The organism is Streptococcus mitis, assembly GCF_001074635.1.
GTDB lineage: Bacteria > Bacillota > Bacilli > Lactobacillales > Streptococcaceae > Streptococcus > Streptococcus mitis_E.
Genome location: NZ_JUQO01000192.1, coordinates 24,766 through 47,436 on the forward strand (window position 1 = coordinate 24,766; position 22,671 = coordinate 47,436).

The following is a 22,671-nucleotide window of genomic DNA, read 5'->3' on the forward strand; positions in this document are numbered from 1 at the left end:
TTATGGTAAATTACGGTATTGTTGGAGCTGGATATTTTGGAGCTGATTTGGCTCGCTCAATGAACAAAATTGAAGATGCAAAAGTGGTTGCGGTATTTGACCCAAATCATGGAGAAGAGGTTGCTCAAGAGTTGGGATCAGATGTTTGTGCAAGTTTAGATGAACTTGTAGCACGTGAAGATATTGATTGTGTGATTGTAGCTTCACCTAGCTATCTTCACCGTGAACCTGTTGTGAAAGCTGCTCAACATGGCAAACACGTATTTTGTGAAAAGCCAATTGCATTGTCTTATGAAGATTGTAAAGCCATGGTTGACGCATGTAAAGAAAATAATGTTATCTTTATGGCTGGTCACATCATGAACTTCTTTAATGGTGTACACCATGCTAAAGAATTGATTACTCAAGGTAAAATCGGTAAAGTTCTTTATTGCCATGCCGCTCGTACAGGTTGGGAAGAACAACAACCAACTGTATCATGGAAGAAACTTCGTTCTCAATCTGGAGGACATTTGTACCACCATATTCATGAATTAGATTGCATTCAGTTCATCATGGGAGGACTTCCTGAAAAAGCGACAATGGTAGGAGGTAATGTATATCATAAAGGTGAAAACTTTGGTGATGAAGATGATATGCTCATTGTAAACCTAGAATACTCTGATGATCGTTATGCTGTTTTGGAATATGGTAATGCTTTCCGTTGGGGTGAACACTACGTCTTGATTCAAGGAACTGAAGGAGCTATCAAACTTGACTTATTCAATACTGGAGGTACTCTTCGTGTTAAAGGTGAAGGAGAATCACACTTCTTAGTACATGAAACTCAAGAGGAAGATGATGACCGTACAGCTATCTATACCGGTCGTGGTATGGATGGAGCAATTGCGTACGGTAAACCAGGAGTACGTTGCCCATTATGGTTACAAACATGTATTGATAAAGAAATGGAATATCTACATGACATCATTAAAGGTGGAGAAATTACAGAAGAATATGAAAAACTTCTCAATGGTGTAGCTGCTTTAGAATCAATCGCTACCGCTGATGCATGTACTTTATCAGTTAAAGAAGATCGAAAAGTAAGTCTTTCAGAAATCACAAATGCTTAACTATTGTCAAACAGAATAGTAAATTCTTGTCATTATATAATTTCTAAAGTTCTGTGATACAACTCATTGAATAAAGAAATAGAGATGGGACTGGGATAATGCCCAGTCCCATTTTTTATCAAAAAGTAATGAGATCAAAAATGTGGGAGTGATGAAATGAAGATTATAGGGATCGATATTGGCGGAACAACAATTAAGGCAGATTTATACGACGATTTTGGAACGAGTTTAAATCAGTTCAAAGAGATAGAAACAATTATTGACTATGATTTGGGAATGAACCAGATATTAAATCAGGTCTGTGATTTAATTGGTGAGTATATTTTAAATTATTCTATTGATGGTGTTGGGATTTCCACTGCTGGAGTTGTTAATGCTAATACAGGAGAAATCATCTATGCAGGCTATACAATACCAGGGTATATCGGAGTAAACTTTACTTCCGAAATAGAAAAACGTTTTGGGTTGTCTACTTTTGTTGAAAATGATGTTAATTGTGCTGCATTAGGTGAATTGTGGAAGGGACAAGCCAAAGATAAGAAAAATGTAGTAATGGTTACTATTGGAACAGGTATAGGAGGCAGTATTATTGTCAATGGACAAATTGTTAACGGATTTAACTATACTGCTGGTGAAGTAGGCTATATTCCTATAGGTAATTCGGATTGGCAAAGCAAAGCCTCAACAACCGCATTGATTCATTTATATCAAAAGAAGAGCTTGAAAACTAATCAAACTGGACGTACTTTCTTTACTGATTTAAGTTCTGGAGATAAAATCGCTAAAGAAACTTTTGAAATTTTTGTAGAAAATCTAACAAAAGGTTTATTAGCTATTTCTTATCTACTTAATCCAGAAATTCTCATATTAGGAGGTGGGATTCTGGCTAAAAAGGATATTTTGTTACCTGAAATTCAAAGTTCTTTAGCTAAAAATGTAATGGATAATAGGTTTTTGCCTAAAAATGTTGTGGCAGCTACATTAGGAAATGAAGCTGGTCGTATAGGTGCTGTAAAAAATTTCTTAGATAGAATTTCTAATAAATAGTGTGAAAGATAAGGAGGTGTCACAATGACTAACTCTGTATTTTCGACAATGCAAGATATTGAGAATGTTGCAACCGATATTATAAAATCATATGATAATGAGATTTATACGTATAAAGCTGTCTCCCAAAAAGAATTGGAAAAACTAGAAAAAAGTTATGATGAAAAAAGTCACGAAGAATTAATTTCAATAGAAAGCAATTTAGAAATGAAACAACAGAACCTCATTGATGAGGTTAATAAAACAATCAAGGAAAATGATGCAAAGATTCAGTATATTTCATCAAGTAGGAGAGGAGAATTTGTAGAAAAAATTATTGGTAGGGTGGTAGAAAAATATGGCTATTAGTCAGATGAAAAGAATTTCTCTACTATTTACTAAGAGTAGTCTTGATGATGTTTTAAAAACTATTCAGGAACTAGAGTCAGTGCAGTTCCGTGATTTAAAGGTTCAGGATAACTGGTCAGAAGCTCTAGAAAAAGATGAGGTTGTATTTCCAACTATTCAAATTTCTCATACTTCTAATTCCAATCATGGGGTTATTGAAGGAAATGATGCCTTGACTTATTTGATGAATAAACAACAACATTTGGAAGCAACTGTAGAGAAATTACAAGAATACCTACCGAAAGAAAACACGTTTAAGTTATTACAGCAACCTCCGATAACAACCTCTTATGAAGAATTAGAAAAATTTGGTAAAGCTAATGTTGCTGAAGGTGTTCTTAAAAAAGTGAATGATCAAATAAACAGAGTTCATGAATTAGAAAGAAACATTCAAAGTAATAATGAGGAAATAGAGAGATTAATAAAGTGGGAAAAATTAGAAATTGTTCCTGCGCATTTAGAACAATTTTCTTTCTGTAGAGGAAAAGTCGGAACAATTCCAAGGACTGTAGATAATAGCTTATACAATAATTTTTTAGAAAACAATATTGAAGTTCAAGAAATATTTTCTAATGATAGAGAGTACGGTGTTGTTGTTTTCTATCAGTCCAGTTGCTCTATTGATTTTGATGAATACTTATTTGAACCATTTGATTATTCTAGAAAAGAATTACCGAAGCAGCGAGTAGTAGATTTGGATCAAGAAAACATGCAGTTAATAACTGAAAAAGAGAATATTATCGCATCGTTGCAAGATTCAAAGAAAAATTTGATAGATTTACAATGGCAAATTGACTATATTTTATCTTTCTATGCTCGTCAAATCTCTAAGAATAACCTTTTGAGCACTCCGCATCTAGTTGCATTAGAAGGATGGATAGAAGAAACTCGTATTTTATATTTTATAAAAGTTATGGATGAGCGTTTTGGACATTCTATTTATATTTATGAATCGGAAACATTGTCGGATAATCAAGATGAAATACCTATCAAATTAACGAATCACTCTTTAATTGAACCATTTGAATTATTGACAGAAATGTATGCTCTGCCCAAATATTATGAGAAAGATCCTACACCTGTATTAGCACCATTTTACTTTACATTTTTTGGAATGATGGTTGCTGATTTAGGCTATGGTTTACTATTGTTTTTAGGAACAATGTTAGCATTAAAAATTTTTCATCTACCTTCAGTAACTAAGAGATTTTTAAAATTCTTTAATATATTAGGGGTAGCCGTTGCAATTTGGGGTGGAATCTATGGCTCATTTTTTGGATATGAGTTGCCATTTCATCTGATATCTACAACCTCGGATGTCATGACTATATTAGTAGTGTCAGTTGTGTTTGGATTTATTACAGTATTTGTAGGTTTGTTAGCTTCAGGACTACAAAAAGTAAGAATGAAGAAATATGCAGAAGCATATAATTCAGGATTTGCGTGGTGTGTTATTCTGCTTGGCTTGTTATTTATTGCTGTCGGAATGTTGATGCCTGATATTAGACCGTTATTTGTATTAGGGAAATGGGTATCTATTTTTAATGCTGTGGGGATTTTGATTGTTTCTATTATTCAAGCCAAAAGCTTGTCAGGTATTGGATCAGGATTGTTTAATCTATATAATATTTCATCTTATATAGGTGATTTAGTTAGTTTCACTCGATTGATGGCATTAGGATTATCTGGAGCAAGTATAGCATCAGCTTTCAATTTAATTGTTGGTTTGTTTCCGGGGACATTGGCTAAACTGACAATTGGATTAGTATTATTCATTCTTTTACATGCGATCAATATTTTTCTATCGTTACTATCAGGATATGTTCATGGAGCACGTCTGATATTTGTTGAATTTTTTGGTAAGTTTTATGAGGGTGGAGGAAAACCATTTCAACCTTTGAAGGCTTCTGAGAAATATATTAAGGTTATTACAAAGAATTAATGGAGGATATATATAATGGAACATTTAGCAACTTATTTTTCAACCTATGGAGGAGCTTTCTTCGCTGCATTGGGAATTGTATTGGCGGTTGGATTAAGCGGTATGGGGTCTGCTTATGGAGTTGGTAAGGCTGGGCAATCTGCCGCAGCTTTACTGAAAGAACAGCCAGAAAAATTTGCCTCAGCTTTGATATTGCAACTACTGCCCGGAACACAAGGATTATATGGTTTTGTTATTGGAATTTTGATTTGGTTGCAATTAACTCCAGAACTTCCTTTGGAAAAAGGCGTTGCTTATTTCTTTGTAGCTCTTCCAATTGCTATTGTAGGATACTTTTCGGCTAAGCATCAAGGAAATGTAGCAGTAGCGGGAATGCAAATCTTGGCTAAAAGACCAAAAGAATTCATGAAGGGAGCAATTTTGGCTGCCATGGTAGAAACCTATGCAATTCTTGCCTTTGTCGTATCATTCATTTTGACCCTTCGTGTATAAGAAATTAATTTGCTATTCAAAGGAGGTGTCTAAATGAGCAATTTAGAAAACTTACGAGAATCTGTTATTGAACAAGCTCATGAAAAAGGGCGTATGAAATTATTGGATTCCAAAAAGAAGATTGATGATGAATTTGAAATGCAAAAGTCGGTCATTGTAAAGAAAAAAGAAGCTGAACATGAACGAAAGTTAAAAGATTTACAGCAGAAATATCAAATAATTTTTCAACAATTAAAAAATAAGGAACGCCAATCAACGTTAGTATCAAAACAGAAAATATTAAAAGAACTTTTTCAATCTGCTTTAATAGAAATGGAATCTTGGAATGCAGATAAAGAAATGGAGTTCATCTATCGAATTCTGGAACGATATTCACAACAAGAGGTCATAGTAACTTTTGGGGAGCGGACTTTAGCTAAATTCAATTTGGAACAATTAGAGAAATTGAAATTCTCTTTTCCAAATCATTTATTTAGTGAACAGCCTATCTCAAATGAATCAGGCTTACTTATTTCAATAGGTAAAATTGATGATAACTATTTGTATAAAACATTAATTGGTTCGATTTCTAAGGAAGAAAGTTCAAGTATCGCAAATCAAATTTTTATCAATTAAGGATGAAATTGGTTAATCCTTCTTAGAAATTTGGAGTATTCCAATAAAATTAGAAAGGTATTTTATGGATACTAATCTTTTTTCAAAAATAAATACGACGATTTCGGTAAAAGAAAACGATTTTATTACAGAAGAAAAATTTCAAAAAATTATACAATCCAAAGATACGGAGACATTGGCATTTATCTTAGAAGCAACTCCCTATCATTTATCGATTGACGTTTTAGAAAATCCTAGTCAGACAGAGATTTCGCTAATGACAAAATTAGTCAATGATTATAGATGGGCCTATGCTGAAAGTCCGTCTGATAAAATTGTGACTTTATTTGCTTTACGATATGTTTATCATAATATCAAAGTTTTATTAAAATCTAAGGCGGCAATTAAGAAAGATTTTTCTAAATTATTAATTCCAATAGGGATTTTTGATATAGAAAGTTTAAAACATTTAGTTTCTTCCTTACATTCAGATACACTTCCTGATTTTATGGTTCATGAAGTAGAATCAATTTGGAATGAGTATGAAACTTTTAATAATATTCGTGTACTTGATGTCGGAGCTGATCTAGCATATTTTAAACATCTGAAACTTTTATCTAATGAGTTAGGTGGGGTGCTGTCTCAGGTTATTGTTGCAATGATTGACTTTTATAATATTATTACTGTAAAACGTGGTTTATCTCAAAATAAGAGTCATGGGGATATTTTACAATTACTTTCAGATGAAGGAAGTATTTCTGCTAAAGAATTTATATACATTGTAGAAAATCAAGAAATATTTGTGTGGTTCAATAAAATAAATCTAAGCTTAGATTCAATCTTTTCAACTTACGAATTGAAGATGCAGGACGCAACAATTTCATCTTCTGAGTTAGAATTTTTATGTGATTTACTATTGTATAAAACTTTAGATCAAGGAAGGTATAATGTAGATGGGCCGTTAGTTCTTGCTAGATATTTATTGGGATGTGAGTTTGAAGTTAAGAATCTTAGAATGATCATATCAGCTCTTCAAAATACAATTCCTTTTGAATCAATAAAAGAAAGGATACGCCCGCATTATGGAAGCTAATAAGTATAAAATTGGCATAATTGGTAGCTATGATATTATTTTACCCTTTAGCATGATTGGATTTGATATATTTCCTGCCTATCAAGAACAAGAAGCTACAAATACTCTAAGAAAATTAGCTCAATCTGATTATGGTGTCATTTATATCACTGAAGACATTGCTTCAATGATATTAGATACAATTCGCCATTATGATTCTCAAGTTGTGCCTGCTATTATTTTATTACCGACTCATAAACAAGGTTTAAATTTAGGATTAAAACGTATAGAGGATAATGTAGAGAAAGCAGTAGGACACATTATTTTATAATAATGTACAAAATTGTCTGTAATATTATTCTATAATTTTTGGACTTAGTAAGGAGAATAACTTTGACTCAAGGGAAGATTATAAAAGTATCGGGACCTCTAGTTATTGCATCAGGTATGCAGGAGGCTAATATTCAAGATATTTGCCGTGTAGGTAAGCTAGGGTTAATCGGTGAAATTATTGAAATGAGAAGAGATCAGGCATCTATCCAAGTCTATGAAGAAACATCTGGTCTTGGTCCGGGAGAACCTGTTGTTACAACTGGAGAACCTCTCTCGGTTGAATTAGGGCCAGGATTGATTTCTCAAATGTTTGATGGCATACAACGCCCATTAGATCGATTTAAATTGGCTACTCATAATGATTTTCTAGTTCGTGGGGTAGAAGTTCCAAGTTTGGATAGAGATATTAAGTGGCATTTTGATTCCACTATAGCAATTGGTCAAAAAGTGAGTACGGGTGATATTCTTGGAACTGTCAAGGAAACCGAGGTAGTTAATCATAAAATTATGGTTCCTTATGGAGTATCTGGAGAAGTCGTTTCTATTTCATCTGGCGATTTTACAATTGATGAAGTTGTATATGAAATAAAAAAATTGGACGGTAGTTTCTATAAAGGAACGCTTATGCAAAAATGGCCTGTCCGCAAGGCGCGTCCTGTTTCTAAACGTTTAATTCCAGAAGAACCATTAATCACAGGTCAACGAGTTATTGATACATTCTTTCCAGTAACCAAAGGGGGAGCTGCAGCAGTTCCTGGACCGTTTGGAGCAGGAAAGACAGTTGTACAACACCAAGTAGCTAAATTTGCCAATGTTGATATTGTTATTTATGTTGGTTGTGGAGAACGTGGAAATGAAATGACGGATGTACTGAATGAGTTTCCTGAGTTGATTGACCCTAATACCGGACAATCAATTATGCAACGGACAGTTCTGATTGCTAATACTTCAAATATGCCTGTTGCTGCTCGTGAGGCTTCAATTTATACAGGAATTACCATGGCTGAGTATTTTCGTGATATGGGCTACTCTGTAGCCATTATGGCTGATTCAACTTCACGTTGGGCAGAAGCGCTACGTGAAATGTCAGGACGTCTAGAAGAAATGCCTGGTGATGAGGGTTATCCTGCTTATCTGGGAAGTCGTATCGCTGAATATTATGAAAGAGCAGGACGTTCTCAGGTTCTAGGGCTTCCAGAACGTGAAGGAACGATTACTGCTATTGGAGCTGTATCGCCACCTGGTGGAGATATTTCAGAACCAGTTACTCAAAACACTTTACGGATTGTGAAAGTTTTTTGGGGACTTGATGCTCCGTTGGCACAGCGACGTCATTTTCCTGCAATTAACTGGCTTACATCTTATTCACTATATAAAGACAGTGTGGGCACTTATATAGATGGTAAAGAGAAGACAGATTGGAATAGTAAAATAACTCGTGCGATGAACTACTTACAACGGGAATCTAGTTTAGAGGAAATTGTTCGTCTTGTTGGGATTGATTCTCTGTCTGATAATGAACGACTAACGATGGAAATTGCTAAACAAATTCGAGAAGATTATTTGCAACAGAACGCTTTTGATTCGGTAGATACATTTACTTCGTTTGCAAAACAAGAAGCAATGCTAAGTAATATCCTAACTTTTGCTGATCAGGCAAATCATGCTTTAGAGTTGGGTTCTTACTTTACAGAGATTATGGAAGGTACCGTGGCAGTTCGAGACCGTATGGCGAGAAGTAAATATGTTTCAGAAGATAGATTAGATGAAATCAAAATTATATCAAATGAGATTACACATCAAATTCATTTGATATTAGAAACAGGAGGTCTATAAATGAGTGTTATAAAAGAATACAGAACTGCTAGTGAAGTTGTTGGGCCTCTTATGATTGTTGAACAAGTAAATAATGTGTCTTACAATGAGTTAGTTGAAATTCAACTTCATAATGGAGAAATTCGTCGTGGACAAGTTTTAGAAATCCACGAAGATAAAGCAATGGTTCAGCTTTTTGAAGGATCTAGTGGAATAAATTTAGAAAAGTCTAAAATTCGTTTTGCTGGTCATGCATTAGAATTGGCTGTATCTGAGGATATGGTTGGTCGTATTTTTAATGGGATGGGAAAACCAATTGATGGTGGACCAGATTTAATTCCAGAGAAATATTTAGATATTGATGGTCAAGCTATTAATCCTGTATCTAGAGATTATCCAGATGAATTTATTCAGACAGGGATCTCCTCTATTGATCATTTGAATACTCTTGTACGTGGTCAAAAATTACCAGTATTTTCAGGTTCGGGCTTACCTCATAATGAATTAGCTGCTCAGATAGCAAGACAAGCGACTGTTTTAAATTCTGATGAAAATTTTGCGGTTGTATTTGCAGCAATGGGTATTACTTTTGAAGAAGCTGAGTTTTTTATGGAAGAACTCAGAAAAACAGGAGCAATCGATCGTTCGGTTTTATTTATGAACTTGGCAAATGATCCTGCAATTGAGCGTATTGCAACTCCCCGCATTGCTTTAACTGCGGCAGAGTATCTAGCTTTTGAAAAAGATATGCACGTTCTAGTTATCATGACGGATATGACTAACTATTGTGAAGCGTTACGTGAAGTCTCAGCAGCTCGCCGTGAAGTTCCAGGGAGACGAGGCTATCCGGGATATTTATATACAAATTTATCAACTCTATACGAAAGGGCTGGTCGCTTAGTTGGTAAAAAAGGTTCGGTGACACAGATTCCTATTTTAACAATGCCAGAAGATGACATAACACATCCAATTCCTGATTTAACTGGATACATTACTGAAGGGCAAATTATTTTGTCGCATGAGTTGTATAATCAAGGTTATCGTCCACCAATCAATGTTTTACCTTCTCTCTCTCGATTAAAAGATAAGGGATCTGGAGAAGGTAAAACTCGTGGAGATCATGCTCCAACTATGAATCAACTGTTTGCAGCCTATGCCCAAGGGAAAAAGGTTGAAGAGTTAGCAGTAGTATTAGGAGAATCGGCTTTATCTGATGTAGATAAATTGTATGTGAGGTTTACAAAGCGTTTTGAAGAAGAGTACATAAACCAAGGATTTTATAAAAATCGAAATATAGAAGATACGTTGAATCTTGGGTGGGAATTACTATCAATTCTTCCTCGAACAGAGTTAAAACGTATCAAAGATGATTTGCTTGATAAATACTTACCTTTGGTAGAAGTTTAATCCGGAACTGGAGTGATTATCTATGGTACGTTTGAATGTAAAACCAACTCGTATGGAATTGAATAACTTAAAGGAACGTTTGAAAACAGCTGAACGTGGACATAAGTTATTAAAGGATAAAAGAGATGAATTGATGAGGCGATTTATTTCTTTGATTCGTGAGAATAATCAACTTCGGAAAGAAGTAGAAAGTTATCTAATTGATAATCTAAAATCCTTTGCAGTTGCTAAATCATTAGAGAATTCTCAAATGGTGGAGGAATTATTTTCAATTCCATCGAAAGAAATTGAATTATTTGTTGAGAAAGAAAATATCATGAGTGTAACAGTTCCTAGAATGCATATGAATATTACTTCTCAAAATGAGAACAGTGAATACAGCTATTTATCTTCTAATAGTGAAATGGATGATGTATTTGCTACAATGAATAGTTTAATTGATAAATTACTAAGACTGGCAGAAGTTGAAAAAACGTGTCAGTTAATGGCTGATGAAATAGAAAAAACACGTAGACGTGTAAATGGTTTAGAATACTCGATTATTCCAAACTTGTCGGAAACTATTCATTATATAGAATTGAAACTAGAGGAGGCAGAAAGAGCCAATTTAGTTCGTATTATGAAAGTGAAGTAGATCCTTTATTTAGATTATTAATTAGATGAACAAATATCAGCTTGGATAAGGCTTTAAGCCTTTCTAAGCTTTTTTGTTGACAGTATCAGGATATCTTTTTCAAAATTTTGGTTTGTTAGATAATGAAAATGTTTCTACTAATCTAGATTTAGGATTAGTAAATCTTAAATGTAATTATATAGAAAAAGATAAGTTAAAAAAAAGATGTATTAGCAAGAGTTGGTCTAACTCATATTCATCTGGAACAAAAGATATATGAATTGTCTGGCGGTGAAGCACAACGTGTTGCTTTAGCGAAAATCATTCTTAAAAATCCACCATTAATACTTGCGGATGAGTTGACTGCATCGCTCGATCCTACGACTTCACAAGGAATTATGAAATTATTATTAGATATGAAAAATGAAAATCGTCTAATCATCATTGCAACTCATAATCCCGATATTTGGAATCAAGCAGATGAAGTTATAAATTTAAATCAATTATAGTTACAGTCAATAGATATCTTCTATATTTTAAAGTTATTTTATCTGAATCCGTAAAAGCAGTTCAATCTTGTACTGCTTTTTTCTTTTACGACTTACGCTGTTTGGTTTCATGAGCAAGCCCCTCAAAGTGAACTAATAACAAATCATGAGAAGTCATAGTGATGAAATTTCTGTAACGGAGGTAGAGCGAATTGCTGAACCATTAAATGAGTATCTCTCGAAGTAGATGCGTCTATTTTGACTTCTAGTCTGATAGAATGGTAGTTTGAAAATGTAAATGATAGCTACTGTTCATAAAACATAGAAGGTATGTAGGGTGTTGTGAGAGGAGCTAGAAATTAGTACTTACCTGATTATTCCAACAACTCCAAAGATGTGATAAAAATTTCAAGTACTCTTATCTATAATAAAGCTACCTGTTCTTTGAAAATTGAATCCACTCCGTCTTGATTAGCGTGCCTGTGTAAGTAGGGACTGAGAGTATTTCCCTGTGAAGGGCAACTGGCACAAGACGTGTGTGAGAATTTTCTAACAGACACGGAGTTTATCGTTACCAGACTTAAACGATGCGACAAACTAGATAAAGGAGTTAATCATGAAAGTAGTAAACTTGTATGATTTGAAACAAATGGGAAATAAAGGTGGTTGTACCATCCAATTGATTCATCACTTTCCCTTTGGTATGGGCTTAGGACATCTCAAAAAAGACTACATTGAATTTAAACGCGTTGGTATCGTTGATGGGAAAGCAGTAGAAGTTACTCTTCGAGAACCTTATTCGAGAGATCTACTGCAGGTTGTCAAGTCGATTAAGCAACGTCAGAAATTGATAGCTTATCGTTATAAAGAAGGAAAGCTGCTATTTGTTAAGAAGGAGGCATCAGATGTCCTCTGAACAACAGGAACGAATGGCAGTTCAATATGCTGAGCGTAGTCTTTTATTTACTGTAAGAAGTCTCTTAAAGATTCTAGAATGGTCTAGACGTCAGGCTTTAGCACAGGATTCTGCCTATAAGATAGGAGTACAGAAATTAGAAGAATTGCTACAATCTCCCTATGCGATTGATACGATTAATCTGAAAAAAGATTTTTTAGACAAACCAATTGATATAGAGAAATTTAAAGCTTTTTTAGAAAAAGAAGAGATTCCTTTAGCCATAGCTTGGCAAGGGGATTCTCTGCATTTCTACACGAAAGACCGTTCGATTCTAGACAATCATTTAGACCATCTGTTAGAAAAAATGGTTAATGATCCGGAGAAATTAGCTGATTTTACCATGGATAAGTCATTAGATGATGCTATTGATGAGGCTAAATCCCAAATAACCTTTAGACAAGAAGGGGCCGTCAAACAGAAAGAGATGGTGAGATGATGTACAGTGGAAAGAAATTCCTACTATTCTCACTGTTAGGTATCTTACTAGGCTATCTTTTTCATCGTTTGACGCTTTTGTATGATTCCTATACTGGAAATACCTTAGATAAATGGACTCATCTTCTAATGGAAGGTCAAGATGAAGTTCTTCAGTCGCCATGGAATGTTTCCTTTACTGGAAAATCAAGTGCTTTTTTTCTACTAGGCTTTGTGATGATGTTGCTGATTTATCTCTATCTAGAGACTGGTAAAAAACAATACCGAGAAGGGGTTGAATACGGGAGCGCCCGTTTTGGAACTCTAAAAGAAAAGAAGCTCTTTTACGGTAAGGAATTTTCTCATGATACGATCTTAGCTCAAGATGTTCGTTTGACATTATTAGATAAAAAATCACCCCAATATGATAGAAATAAGAATATTGCGGTGATCGGAGGTTCAGGAAGTGGGAAGACATTTCGCTTTGTGAAACCCAATCTGATTCAGATGAATAGTTCTAATATTGTAGTGGATCCTAAAGATCACTTAGCTGAGAAAACTGGAAAACTCTTTTTAGAACATGGCTACCAAGTAAAGGTGTTAGATTTAGTCAATATGAAGAACTCAGATGGCTTCAATCCTTTTCGCTATATAGAGACAGAAAATGATTTGAATCGCATGCTGACGGTTTATTTCAATAACACCAAAGGCTCTGGCTCTCGTAGTGATCCATTTTGGGATGAAGCTTCTATGACTTTGGTACGAGCTTTAGCCTCCTACTTGGTCGATTTCTATAACCCACCTAAAACAAGAGAACAGCTCATAGAAGAAAGTCGTTTGAGTCAAAAAGAATACCAGAACTTGTTGAAACGTCAAAAAAAAGAAGTGGAAGAGCGAAAAAAACGAGGGCGTTATCCAAGTTTTGCTGAAATCTCAAAACTCATTAAACACTTATCCAAGGGTGAAAACCAAGAAAAAAGTGTCTTAGAAATTCTATTTGAAAATTATGCTAAAAAGTATGGGACTGAAAATTTTACCATGCGAAATTGGGCAGATTTTCAAAATTATAAGGATAAGACTCTGGATTCTGTTATAGCTGTAACCACTGCTAAATTTGCCCTCTTCAATATTCAAAGTGTCATGGATTTGACCAAAAGAGATACCCTTGATATGAAGACATGGGGCAAGGAAAAATCAATGGTGTACTTAGTTATCCCAGATAACGATAGTACCTTTCGCTTTCTTTCAGCCCTCTTTTTTTCAACCGTATTTCAAACCCTAACAAGACAAGCAGATATTGATTTTAAGGGACAATTACCTCTTCATGTGAGAGTTTACTTAGATGAGTTCGCAAATATAGGAGAAATCCCAGATTTTGCTGAACAAACCTCAACAGTCCGTTCTCGGAATATGAGTCTCGTTCCTATTCTACAAAATATTGCCCAACTTCAAGGACTCTATAAAGAAAAAGAAGCTTGGAAAACCATTTTGGGGAACTGTGATAGCTTAGTCTATTTAGGTGGTAATGATGAAGATACCTTTAAATTTATGAGTGGCTTACTCGGTAAACAAACCATTGATGTTCGAAATACGAGTCGTTCCTTTGGCCAGACAGGTTCAGGATCCCTTTCTCATCAAAAGATTGCTCGTGATTTAATGACACCTGACGAAGTCGGAAATATGAAACGGCATGAATGCTTGGTTCGAATTGCTAATATGCCAGTCTTTAAAAGCAAAAAATACAATTCCATCAAGCATCCAAACTGGAAGTACCTAGCCAATCAAGAAACCGATGAACGGTGGTGGAACTATCAAATCAATCCTTTGAATCAAAGTCAAGAAAATCATCTTGAAGGCCTTAGAATTCGTGATTTAACTTTTGAATCTAGTTTAAAATAAAAATAGAAAAGAGGAAATAGATGATTACGCATTTTAAAGGTTTTGTTTATGGAGTAGACGCAAGTGCTATGTTTGCACAAGCTATGTCTTTGTTACAGAAGGGATTGATTGCGGTTGGTGCCTTTCTTGTTGTTGTGGGGATTGTTAACCTTGCAACCAACATTAAAGATGGTGGCCCAGGTGTTCGGAATGCCATTCTTGAAATTGTCGGTGGTGTTATGGTCGGGGCTGCTGGAGCCTTTGTAACTCAAATTTCAATTTAGGAGGATAAACAATGACATGAATCTTAGTTTAGTCTCACCCTTTGTTTACCTTGCATCTGAAAAAATATCAGCTGAAAATTTATTTGAAGGATTTAATGTGGATTTACAATCTACGGTAGATCTGATTAAATCTCTATCTAGCTACAATCCAACAGTATGGACTTATATGTCTAGTATTACTAAAAGTGTCATGCAGCCTCTTGGAGTTGCGATTTTATCAGTTGTTCTCATCTTAGAATTTTCAAAGATGGCAAAGAAGATTGCTAACTCAGGAGGAGCGATGACCTTTGAAGCATTAGCGCCGATGTTGATTAGTTATATTATGGTCGCAGTTGTAATTACCAACACTACCGTCATTGTAGAAGCCATCATCGGGATTGCGAGTCATGCCATTGAACAAGTGGCCTCGATTGTGGCTCACGGTGGGGCAAAGTATGATACCATTTCTGGATTAAAAGGGTCAGGATTTATTGGCCGGATGATTGTGGGCTTTTTCGCCCTCCTTATCTGGCTAGTTCGGATAGTAAGTGCAGCCATGGTTAATCTTTTGGTATCTATTCGATTTATTCAACTCTACCTTATGATCCCATTTGCCCCTCTTACGATTCCAACATTTTTAAGTGATGAATGGAAGTCTATTGGTATAGGCTATTTAAAAAATATTATGGTCTATGCGGTACAAGGGGTTCTTATTTTTCTGATTGTTTCTCTTGTTCCTTTATTTGAATCTGCTGGGAAAATAGCTGTTTCAAATGGTGCAGGAGTCCTGCAATCTCTTGCGATTATGTTTGGTAGTTTGGTACAAGCTATCTTACTGATTATTGCCCTCGTTGGTTCTCAACGTACGGCTCGCTCAATCTTAGGTATGTAATTAGATAAAGGCTAGGAAGTGAATGCTTCTTAGCCTTTTTAGAAAGGAAAGTCATGAATACACGTGTCTTTAAAGACATCTCAAAATACCAACACAGGGCTTGGTTAGGTTTTACCACAAGGCAAATCATATTTGTTTTACCAGCCTTTATTGTCACAATTATTGTTTTGGGCTTGAATCTCTTTTTCTGGCAATTTGGAGATTGGTTTGTTTACGGTTTTGTGTTTGCTTTTACCATCCCTCTCATGCTTTTTGGAGTCTATAAACCCAATGATTTATATTTTGAACATTATTTGAAATACCGTCTTCATTTTGAATTAACGGTTCCCCTACGCACAATTACAGGAAAGAAAGGACCTGAACATGAAAAGAAAATCAAATACATTAAAGAAACAAAAAACTTCAATGACTAATAAAAAGGAAGAAGTTAAAGGAAAAAAAGAGGAAGTGTTACCCTCTACAGCGAATAGCCTTGCCTATCAAGCCCTGTACCAAAATGGTCTAATGCAGGTAAAAGAAGATTATTTCTCACAAAGCTACTTACTTGGGGACGTCAATTACCAAACTGTTGGTTTAGAAGATAAGGGCGCAATCATTGAGAAGTATTCTGATTTGATTAACTCTTTAGACGACCAAACCAACTTCCAATTGACTATCTTTAACAAAAGATTGAATTTAGAAAAATTCAGACAAAGTGTTTTGTATGAGGAAAAAGAAGATGGGTATGATACCTATCGTAAAGAATTGAATCGGATGATGAATCAGAATTTAGACAGTGGCGAAAATAACTTTTCGGCTGTTAAACTGATTAGCTTTGGTAGAAAGGATTCTAATCCCAAACAAGCCTATCGTTCCCTGTCCCAAATAGGAGAATATTTCAAGAGTGGTTTCTCAGAAATTGATGCTCGCTTTGAATCCTTGGCTGGAGAAAACCGTGTGAACTTGTTGGCAGATATGCTTAGAGGAGAACACCATCTTCCTTTTTCTTACCGTGATTTAACGAGATCGGGTCAGACGACTCGCCACTTTATAGCGCCTAATCTCTTAGATTTCAAAAACAAGAATTACCTACAAATCAATGACCGCTTATTACAGATTGTCTATGTGAGAGACTACGGCATGGAATTAGGTGATCAGTTTATTCGAGACCTCATGCAAGGAGATTTGGAATTGATTGTGAGCCTCCATGCTCAAAGTTCGACCAAGGCAGATGCCATGAAGAAACTACGAACAAAGAAGACCTTGATGGAATCCCAAAAGATTGGGGAACAACAAAAACTAGCTCGTACAGGTATCTATTTGGAAAAAGTAGGTCATGTATTAGAAAGCAATATCGATGAAGCTGAAGAACTCTTAAAAACCATGACAGAGACAGGAGATAAACTATTTCAAACAGTCTTCTTGATTGGTGTTTTTGGTCAGGATGAAGAAGAACTTAAACAAGCACTAGATACGATTCAACAAGTGGCCGGCTCAAATGACCTAATGATTGATAAACTTCCATATATGCAAGAAGCAGCCTTTAATAGTTTGTTGCCATTTGGTTGTGATTTTTTAGAGGGAGTATCACGGAGTTTATTAACATCTAATGTAGCAGTGAACTCTCCATGGACTTCAGTAGACTTACAAGACCGTAGTGGGAAATATTACGGTATCAATCAAATATCAAGTAATATTATTACCATTGATCGCAGCCTATTAAATACACCGTCTGGTCTGATTTTAGGAACTTCTGGAGCTGGGAAAGGGATGGCAACCAAGCATGAAATTATCACGACCAAAATCAAGGAATCTGGTGAAAATACTGAAATTATCATCGTGGATCCAGAAGCAGAGTACAGTGTTATTGGACGGGCTTTTGGTGGAGAAATGATTGATATTGCGCCAGATTCCCAAACCTATCTCAATGTCCTTGACTTGTCTGAGGAAAATATGGATGAAGATCCTGTAAAGGTAAAATCAGAATTTCTTTTATCCTTTATCGGCAAGTTATTGGATAGAAAAATGGATGGAAGAGAAAAATCGATTATCGACCGAGTCACCAGACTCACCTATCAGTCATTTAAAGAGCCTTCTTTGGAAGAATGGGTTTTTGTCTTGAGTCAACAGCCAGAAGAAGAAGCGCAGAATTTGGCACTTGATATGGAACTGTATGTCGAAGGTTCTCTTGATATTTTTTCTCATAAGACCAATATTCAGACCGGATCCAATTTCTTGATTTATAACGTTAAGAAGTTAGGAGATGAGCTGAAACAAATCGCCCTTATGGTTGTTTTTGATCAGATATGGAATCGTGTCGTTCGGAATCAAAAATTAGGGAAGAAGACCTGGATTTATTTTGATGAGATGCAGCTTCTCTTATTAGATAAATATGCCAGTGATTTCTTCTTTAAATTGTGGAGTCGTGTCAGAAAATATGGAGCTAGTCCGACTGGGATAACTCAAAATGTCGAAACCTTATTGTTAGATCCAAATGGTAGACGGATTATTGCAAATAGTGAATTTATGATTCTCCTCAAGCAAGCAAAAAATGACCGAGAAGAACTGGTTCAACTCTTAGGCTTGTCAAAAGAACTTGAAAAATACCTAGTCAATCCAGAAAAAGGTGCAGGACTGATAAAAGCTGGTTCCGTTGTCGTTCCCTTCAAAAATAAGATTCCTCAAGGTACTCAATTGTTTGATATCATGAGTACGGATCCTGATAAAATGGCTTCTAATTAAGGGGAAGGTAAATGAAGGATAAAAGAGAAATCATACGTGCCCGAAAGGCATTTAGAAGAAGTCTAAAAGATGAGAAGAAATTCTTGAAAAAAGGAAAGAAGGAGGTGAAGAAACAGAAAAAAAATTCTGCTGTACTGGATGAAAAAGCATGGAAAAAAGAGATAAAAGAAAAGCTAGAGGAGATGAGAGAAGCTTCAAAGGAGAGAGTAAAACAAGCAAATGAAGACTACAATCATATTCTTCAAAATAGTCCTCCATCTTTTTTGAATCGTAAAGAATTAAGAGACAGACGATTACCTCATGCTAGGAAACGATTGAAAATAGCCAAGAAGAAATTTAGAGAAGCCAAGGTAGAAGCAAAAGAAGAAAGAAAAGAGAGTCGTAAAGAAAGAAAAACCAATCAAAAATTTCTTTATGGTCAGGAATCGAAAGCAAAATCTAATTTTTTCTTTCAAGGGAAGAGTTTAGAAGAATTAAAAGCTAAGAAAGAAGTCAAGGCCGCAAAAGAGAATCTAAAATCTACTAAACAAGCCTATAAGTCTAAAAAAGTCAGTAGGAAAGCTAAAACTTTTCTTTATGTCCTTGGACGTGAAGGAGGAGAGTTAGCTTCAGAAAATGAAGATTTAGAAGGCTATCGCACACTTCAAGAGACCATTAGAAAAGGGAAACGCTACAGTCGGCTTTCTTATAATCTTGGGAAAGCTAGTGTCAAAACAGGACAAGCAACAGGTCGTTTTACCAAAAAAAGACTGACCAACACAAAAGAGCGATACCATCATTTTAAGGATGGAAAAGGATGGAAACTAGCGAAAGAGAATCCAAGTTCCTTTAAAAATCGGTATCGAAAATTAAAGAAACAAGGTCTTACTAGTGTCCGAAATATCTATCAAAAACTAAAAGCAGCCTTTTCCTTCTTTACATTTGCGGCTGGAAATCCTGTAACCTGGATAGTTGGAGGAATAGTCTTTCTTCTCTTACTTATGATGAGCTTCTTTTTAGGATTTTCATCTGCTAGTTTGATTCAACAAGATGAATTTGAATTAACAAAAGCTTATACCCACCTAACTTGGGAAGACGTAGAACATACTCGTACAAATGACAAAGGCATTACCTATTACACAAAAGTTGATGATGTGATGGGATATATGAACTTTAAATTCCATGACTATGAGTTACACAAACCAGTTCACTTATTTAGTTCAGAAACTTACAAGGATTATCTGTCTACTTTGTGGCATGATTTAAACGATGGGGAAGATTTGAAATCCATGCAAGACCTTTATGAAACTCCTAAGTATAAAATCTCGAAAGACGATCAAGAGGAAATGAAGGAACTAAAAGAAGAGGGTGTGTATGCTTCCATGCAGGAATTGGACAATCCATTTGAGGGGAAAAGCAATGAAGATAGTCTAACCATGACTTATCGTTATGGATACTATGATTTAGATGGGAAACCTACTCTTCAGGAGTACATTCTACTAGAAGCGAAGGCTCACCAAACGATTGTCGCACCAATGGATGGAGTTGTATCTCTAGATGGCGACAATATTATTCTCACTAACGGAAAAGGAGAGAATGAGAGTCGATTGACCTTGTATTCTATTCATAATGGCCGTGCGATTGAGGGGACTAGAGTCCTAACGGGTGATATTATTGGTGAAACACCAGACGATACAGGTTTGAAAGTTTCCTATCAAAAGTATAAAAACAAGAAAGAAAAATTGGTGTACGTCAATCCGCAATTTTATTTTCCCAAAGTCATTCAACTTCAGACCACTATCTTACCTGCCATTGGTCAGTTTGGTGGGGATGAGTTTGAACGAGCAAAACATATTTATGAGTTTTTGAAATCTCAAGGAGCAAGTCCCCAAGCTATTGCAGCTATTTTAGGAAATTGGTCGGTAGAATCTTCTATCAATCCAAAACGAGCTGAAGGGGATTATTTATCTCCTCCAGTTGGCGCTACCGATTCCTCATGGGATGATGAAAGCTGGTTAGCGATTGGAGGGCCAGCCATTTATAGTGGTGCTTATCCTAATATCCTTCATAGAGGTTTGGGGTTAGGTCAATGGACGGATACTGCAGATGGTTCAACACGTCATACAGCTTTGTTAAATTATGCACGCACCAAAAATAAGAAATGGTATGATTTAGACCTCCAACTTGATTTTATGCTTCATGGGGATAGTCCTTACTATCAAAGTTGGCTAAAGGATTTCTTTAAAAATACGGGTAGTGCAGCCAATCTCGCCCAACTCTTCCTCACCTATTGGGAGGGAAATTCTGGTGACAAACTACTGGAAAGACAAACTAGAGCAACGGAATGGTATTATCAAATTGAAAAAGGCTTTAGTCAAACAAATGGAGGACAGGCAAAAAGTGACCCACAATCCCTTGAAGGGGTTCGTGGGGACTTGTATGATCATTCTGTTCCTGGTGGTGGAGATGGTATGGCCTATGCCTATGGACAATGTACATGGGGTGTTGCGGCTCGTATGAACCAGTTAGGATTAAAGCTAAAAGGTAGAAATGGAGAGAAGATTTCAATCATTAATACCATGGGAAATGGTCAGGACTGGGTTGCGACAGCTTCAAGTCTTGGTGGGGAAACTGGCTCTACACCAAGAGCAGGTGCCATTGTTTCTTTTGTGGGAGGTACACATGGCACACCAGCCATCTACGGTCATGTGGCTTTTGTCGAGAAAGTATATGATGACGGTTCTTTCCTTGTGTCTGAAACCAACTATGGTGGCAACCCTAACTATACCTTTAGAAAAATCTCTCAAGCAGATAGCGCCATCAGTTTTGCTTATACTACGAAATAGAAGAGTTTACACTTGAAATTTTAACCATTTTCAGGTAGAATAAATAGTGTAGATGAGTAGTCGGCTCATGGTCAATCTGATAGTAATCTTGGACATAAGGGCCAAGCGGTGGCGGACACCAGAACGAAATCCGATAGCAATCTTGGACGTAAGGGCCAAGCGGTGGCAGACACCAGAATAAACCGACTGACTAGGTGGCTTACAGACTCTGTAAACCACCTTTTTTGTGAGGAAAATATGGAAAATATGGAAATTATGGAAAATTTTGAAGTTTATCGTAATCCTAATTACAACGAAAAAATAAAACTTCAGCGTTTTTTTACACAGTTACAAATTGCGGCTTCTTTTTTTAAAAAACACTTTGTTGGCAAAATCATGTATTATGAAACGGAAATTGAAAGTGTTGAGCTTCATTTTTCACCTACTAATTTCATGCACCTATGTGGTGTTGATTACCAAAAAGGTGCAGGCAGTTTCTTTGACGATTGTTTAAATAGACATGTCATAATTGATGAGTTGAAAATAAAAAAAGATGGAACCACGATGCAAAAGTTACAAGTTTTAGGATCCATTGAGGAGTTATTGGGAAAGCATGTTCATCTAACTGGTTCAGGACGTTATTTGTATTTGGATTTTGATTATGCTCTACGTACAAGAAAACAGATACTAGCATTAACATTGAAAGAGACCTCTAGGAAAATTGTTCCTCAATCTTTATTAGATTTGAAGAGAAAGACAGTATTTCCAAAAGGTGAAAAAGTAATTTCCATTTACTCAAAACATTTACAAACATCTGAACTTATTTATTATTTAAAAGATTAGTTTACATATCTTTTGTGGCATAAAATATATTTTTATCATTTTAAGGAGAACGTAGTTTTGGCTCGTTCTCTTTTTTTGTTGTGATACTTCTTTCAAGGAATATTTGGTAGGATTGGAGTGAAAAAAGATTAACTAGGAAAGAAGGAAGTATATGGAAGCCATTTATCAACGTGATTCGGATCAAGATGGATTAACTGATGCTCAAGAATTGGCGCTAGGAACCAATCCTCTTAGCGCAGATTCTGATGGTGATGGACGTTCAGATTTAGTGGAAATAGAAGAAGGAACCAATCCCTTAGAAAAGGATTTTCAAGACATAGACCAAACAAGTATCACTGAATCGTCATCAGTATTTATGGAAATGAAACAAAAGATTTCAGATATGATGGAGAGTCACTACAAGGAATTTATACAGGCTCTGATTAGTATTGAAACAGGGATTGAAAACGAACAAGACCTAGAAGACTTATATACTTACTACATGAGAACAGATGCCGTTTCTATTTTGTCTAGTGATTTAGAAACCAGTCCTCAAAAGGTTGAAATGGAGATAGAGTTGTAGGGGAATCATGTGATTCTCCTATTTTCGTATAGAT

General features: G+C 35.6%; 22 protein-coding genes and 1 pseudogene. 22 read left to right on the plus strand and 1 reads right to left on the minus strand.

Annotated elements, in window-relative coordinates; genetic code table 11:
- The first annotated feature begins 2 nt into the window (after positions 1-2).
- The 20 genes and pseudogenes from ADI58_RS07880 to ADI58_RS07975 all read left to right on the plus strand — a co-directional run bounded on the left by ADI58_RS07880 (position 3) and on the right by ADI58_RS07975 (position 21,253).
- The gene (locus tag ADI58_RS07880) at positions 3-1,112 is read left to right on the plus strand and encodes a Gfo/Idh/MocA family protein (protein WP_000248712.1); all 1,110 of its coding nucleotides are present in this window, start codon (positions 3-5) and stop codon (positions 1,110-1,112) included.
- 156 nt (positions 1,113-1,268) lie between these two features.
- Entirely contained in the window at positions 1,269-2,159 is an 891-nt protein-coding gene (locus ADI58_RS07885; RefSeq protein ID WP_049522115.1) for an ROK family protein, read from the plus strand.
- Between the two features lie 24 nt (positions 2,160-2,183).
- On the plus strand, positions 2,184-2,507 hold the full coding sequence (locus ADI58_RS07890; RefSeq protein ID WP_000185368.1) for a hypothetical protein: 324 nt from the start codon (positions 2,184-2,186) through the stop codon (positions 2,505-2,507).
- Positions 2,497-4,488: a V-type ATP synthase subunit I gene (locus ADI58_RS07895; RefSeq protein ID WP_049522117.1), complete on the plus strand. Its 1,992-nt coding sequence runs from the start codon at positions 2,497-2,499 to the stop codon at positions 4,486-4,488. Before ADI58_RS07890 ends, ADI58_RS07895 begins: the two co-directional genes overlap by 11 nt.
- Positions 4,489-4,503: 15 nt before the next feature.
- On the plus strand, positions 4,504-4,980 hold the full coding sequence (locus ADI58_RS07900) for a V-type ATP synthase subunit K (RefSeq protein ID WP_000400484.1): 477 nt from the start codon (positions 4,504-4,506) through the stop codon (positions 4,978-4,980).
- A 33-nt stretch (positions 4,981-5,013) separates the two neighbouring features.
- The gene (locus ADI58_RS07905) at positions 5,014-5,595 is read left to right on the plus strand and encodes a hypothetical protein (RefSeq protein WP_049522118.1); all 582 of its coding nucleotides are present in this window, start codon (positions 5,014-5,016) and stop codon (positions 5,593-5,595) included.
- A gap of 64 nt (positions 5,596-5,659) precedes the next feature.
- Positions 5,660-6,667 carry a V-type ATPase subunit gene (locus tag ADI58_RS07910; RefSeq protein ID WP_045611600.1) on the plus strand — a complete coding sequence of 336 codons (1,008 nt, stop codon included), beginning with the start codon at positions 5,660-5,662 and terminating at the stop codon, positions 6,665-6,667.
- Positions 6,657-6,977 (plus strand): V-type ATP synthase subunit F, encoded by a 321-nt coding sequence (locus tag ADI58_RS07915; protein WP_049522119.1) that lies wholly within the window; start codon positions 6,657-6,659, stop codon positions 6,975-6,977. Before ADI58_RS07910 ends, ADI58_RS07915 begins: the two co-directional genes overlap by 11 nt.
- 62 nt (positions 6,978-7,039) lie before the next feature.
- Positions 7,040-8,815 (plus strand): V-type ATP synthase subunit A, encoded by a 1,776-nt coding sequence (locus ADI58_RS07920; RefSeq protein WP_024058020.1) that lies wholly within the window; start codon positions 7,040-7,042, stop codon positions 8,813-8,815.
- Positions 8,816-10,201, plus strand: a complete 1,386-nt coding sequence (locus ADI58_RS07925; protein WP_000111248.1) for a V-type ATP synthase subunit B — start codon at positions 8,816-8,818, stop codon at positions 10,199-10,201.
- Positions 10,202-10,223: 22 nt separating this feature from the next.
- The gene (locus ADI58_RS07930) at positions 10,224-10,835 is read left to right on the plus strand and encodes a V-type ATP synthase subunit D (protein ID WP_049522121.1); all 612 of its coding nucleotides are present in this window, start codon (positions 10,224-10,226) and stop codon (positions 10,833-10,835) included.
- Positions 10,836-10,923: 88 nt separating this feature from the next.
- Positions 10,924-11,323: pseudogene (locus ADI58_RS11205) on the plus strand (ATP-binding cassette domain-containing protein); the annotation flags it as partial.
- Between the two features lie 595 nt (positions 11,324-11,918).
- A complete protein-coding gene (locus ADI58_RS07940; RefSeq protein ID WP_000869763.1) occupies positions 11,919-12,218 on the plus strand; it encodes a hypothetical protein in 300 nt (99 codons plus the stop codon).
- Positions 12,208-12,696, plus strand: a complete 489-nt coding sequence (locus tag ADI58_RS07945) for a hypothetical protein (protein WP_049522123.1) — start codon at positions 12,208-12,210, stop codon at positions 12,694-12,696. The genes ADI58_RS07940 and ADI58_RS07945 overlap by 11 nt, the downstream gene beginning before the upstream one ends.
- A complete protein-coding gene (locus tag ADI58_RS07950) occupies positions 12,696-14,573 on the plus strand; it encodes a VirD4-like conjugal transfer protein, CD1115 family (RefSeq protein WP_049522137.1) in 1,878 nt (625 codons plus the stop codon). Before ADI58_RS07945 ends, ADI58_RS07950 begins: the two co-directional genes overlap by 1 nt.
- A gap of 20 nt (positions 14,574-14,593) precedes the next feature.
- Complete coding sequence (locus ADI58_RS07955) at positions 14,594-14,836, plus strand: hypothetical protein (RefSeq protein ID WP_000627865.1); 243 nt, start codon at positions 14,594-14,596, stop codon at positions 14,834-14,836.
- A gap of 16 nt (positions 14,837-14,852) precedes the next feature.
- Complete coding sequence (locus tag ADI58_RS07960; RefSeq protein WP_001054257.1) at positions 14,853-15,707, plus strand: VirB6/TrbL-like conjugal transfer protein, CD1112 family; 855 nt, start codon at positions 14,853-14,855, stop codon at positions 15,705-15,707.
- Positions 15,708-15,760: 53 nt separating this feature from the next.
- The gene (locus ADI58_RS07965; RefSeq protein ID WP_001097589.1) at positions 15,761-16,120 is read left to right on the plus strand and encodes a PrgI family protein; all 360 of its coding nucleotides are present in this window, start codon (positions 15,761-15,763) and stop codon (positions 16,118-16,120) included.
- Positions 16,071-18,428, plus strand: a complete 2,358-nt coding sequence (locus ADI58_RS07970) for a VirB4-like conjugal transfer ATPase, CD1110 family (protein WP_193390590.1) — start codon at positions 16,071-16,073, stop codon at positions 18,426-18,428. Before ADI58_RS07965 ends, ADI58_RS07970 begins: the two co-directional genes overlap by 50 nt.
- An 11-nt stretch (positions 18,429-18,439) precedes the next feature.
- Positions 18,440-21,253: a phage tail tip lysozyme gene (locus ADI58_RS07975; protein WP_049522124.1), complete on the plus strand. Its 2,814-nt coding sequence runs from the start codon at positions 18,440-18,442 to the stop codon at positions 21,251-21,253.
- Positions 21,254-21,283: 30 nt separating this feature from the next.
- Here ADI58_RS07975 and ADI58_RS11400 read toward each other — a convergent pair whose 3' ends face one another.
- Positions 21,284-21,472: a hypothetical protein gene (locus tag ADI58_RS11400; RefSeq protein WP_001860875.1), complete on the minus strand. Its 189-nt coding sequence runs from the start codon at positions 21,470-21,472 to the stop codon at positions 21,284-21,286.
- Between the two features lie 18 nt (positions 21,473-21,490).
- On the opposite strand from ADI58_RS11400, the gene ADI58_RS07980 reads away from it, so the two are divergent.
- Together ADI58_RS07980 and ADI58_RS07985 are read left to right on the plus strand one after the other, a co-directional pair.
- Complete coding sequence (locus tag ADI58_RS07980; RefSeq protein ID WP_065428659.1) at positions 21,491-22,075, plus strand: PBECR4 domain-containing protein; 585 nt, start codon at positions 21,491-21,493, stop codon at positions 22,073-22,075.
- A 151-nt stretch (positions 22,076-22,226) separates the two neighbouring features.
- The gene (locus tag ADI58_RS07985) at positions 22,227-22,637 is read left to right on the plus strand and encodes a thrombospondin type 3 repeat-containing protein (protein WP_049522126.1); all 411 of its coding nucleotides are present in this window, start codon (positions 22,227-22,229) and stop codon (positions 22,635-22,637) included.
- Positions 22,638-22,671: the final 34 nt, after the last annotated feature.

Bases quoted from the DNA above. Each gene is read 5' to 3' on its own strand.
- ADI58_RS07950 (WP_049522137.1), top strand. From the start codon at position 12,696: ATGTACAGTGGAAAGAAATTCCTACTATTCTCACTGTTAGGTATCTTA.
- ADI58_RS07940 (WP_000869763.1), top strand. From the start codon at position 11,919: ATGAAAGTAGTAAACTTGTATGATTTGAAACAAATGGGAAATAAAGGT.
- ADI58_RS07890 (WP_000185368.1), top strand. From the start codon at position 2,184: ATGACTAACTCTGTATTTTCGACAATGCAAGATATTGAGAATGTTGCA.
- ADI58_RS07880 (WP_000248712.1), top strand. From the start codon at position 3: ATGGTAAATTACGGTATTGTTGGAGCTGGATATTTTGGAGCTGATTTG.
- ADI58_RS07965 (WP_001097589.1), top strand. From the start codon at position 15,761: ATGAATACACGTGTCTTTAAAGACATCTCAAAATACCAACACAGGGCT.
- ADI58_RS07885 (WP_049522115.1), top strand. From the start codon at position 1,269: ATGAAGATTATAGGGATCGATATTGGCGGAACAACAATTAAGGCAGAT.
- ADI58_RS07930 (WP_049522121.1), top strand. From the start codon at position 10,224: ATGGTACGTTTGAATGTAAAACCAACTCGTATGGAATTGAATAACTTA.
- ADI58_RS07970 (WP_193390590.1), top strand. From the start codon at position 16,071: ATGAAAAGAAAATCAAATACATTAAAGAAACAAAAAACTTCAATGACT.
- ADI58_RS07900 (WP_000400484.1), top strand. From the start codon at position 4,504: ATGGAACATTTAGCAACTTATTTTTCAACCTATGGAGGAGCTTTCTTC.
- ADI58_RS07945 (WP_049522123.1), top strand. From the start codon at position 12,208: ATGTCCTCTGAACAACAGGAACGAATGGCAGTTCAATATGCTGAGCGT.
- ADI58_RS07925 (WP_000111248.1), top strand. From the start codon at position 8,816: ATGAGTGTTATAAAAGAATACAGAACTGCTAGTGAAGTTGTTGGGCCT.
- ADI58_RS07975 (WP_049522124.1), top strand. From the start codon at position 18,440: ATGAAGGATAAAAGAGAAATCATACGTGCCCGAAAGGCATTTAGAAGA.
- ADI58_RS07915 (WP_049522119.1), top strand. From the start codon at position 6,657: ATGGAAGCTAATAAGTATAAAATTGGCATAATTGGTAGCTATGATATT.
- ADI58_RS07960 (WP_001054257.1), top strand. From the start codon at position 14,853: ATGAATCTTAGTTTAGTCTCACCCTTTGTTTACCTTGCATCTGAAAAA.
- ADI58_RS07955 (WP_000627865.1), top strand. From the start codon at position 14,594: ATGATTACGCATTTTAAAGGTTTTGTTTATGGAGTAGACGCAAGTGCT.
- ADI58_RS07905 (WP_049522118.1), top strand. From the start codon at position 5,014: ATGAGCAATTTAGAAAACTTACGAGAATCTGTTATTGAACAAGCTCAT.
- ADI58_RS07895 (WP_049522117.1), top strand. From the start codon at position 2,497: ATGGCTATTAGTCAGATGAAAAGAATTTCTCTACTATTTACTAAGAGT.
- ADI58_RS07910 (WP_045611600.1), top strand. From the start codon at position 5,660: ATGGATACTAATCTTTTTTCAAAAATAAATACGACGATTTCGGTAAAA.
- ADI58_RS07985 (WP_049522126.1), top strand. From the start codon at position 22,227: ATGGAAGCCATTTATCAACGTGATTCGGATCAAGATGGATTAACTGAT.
- ADI58_RS07980 (WP_065428659.1), top strand. From the start codon at position 21,491: ATGGAAAATATGGAAATTATGGAAAATTTTGAAGTTTATCGTAATCCT.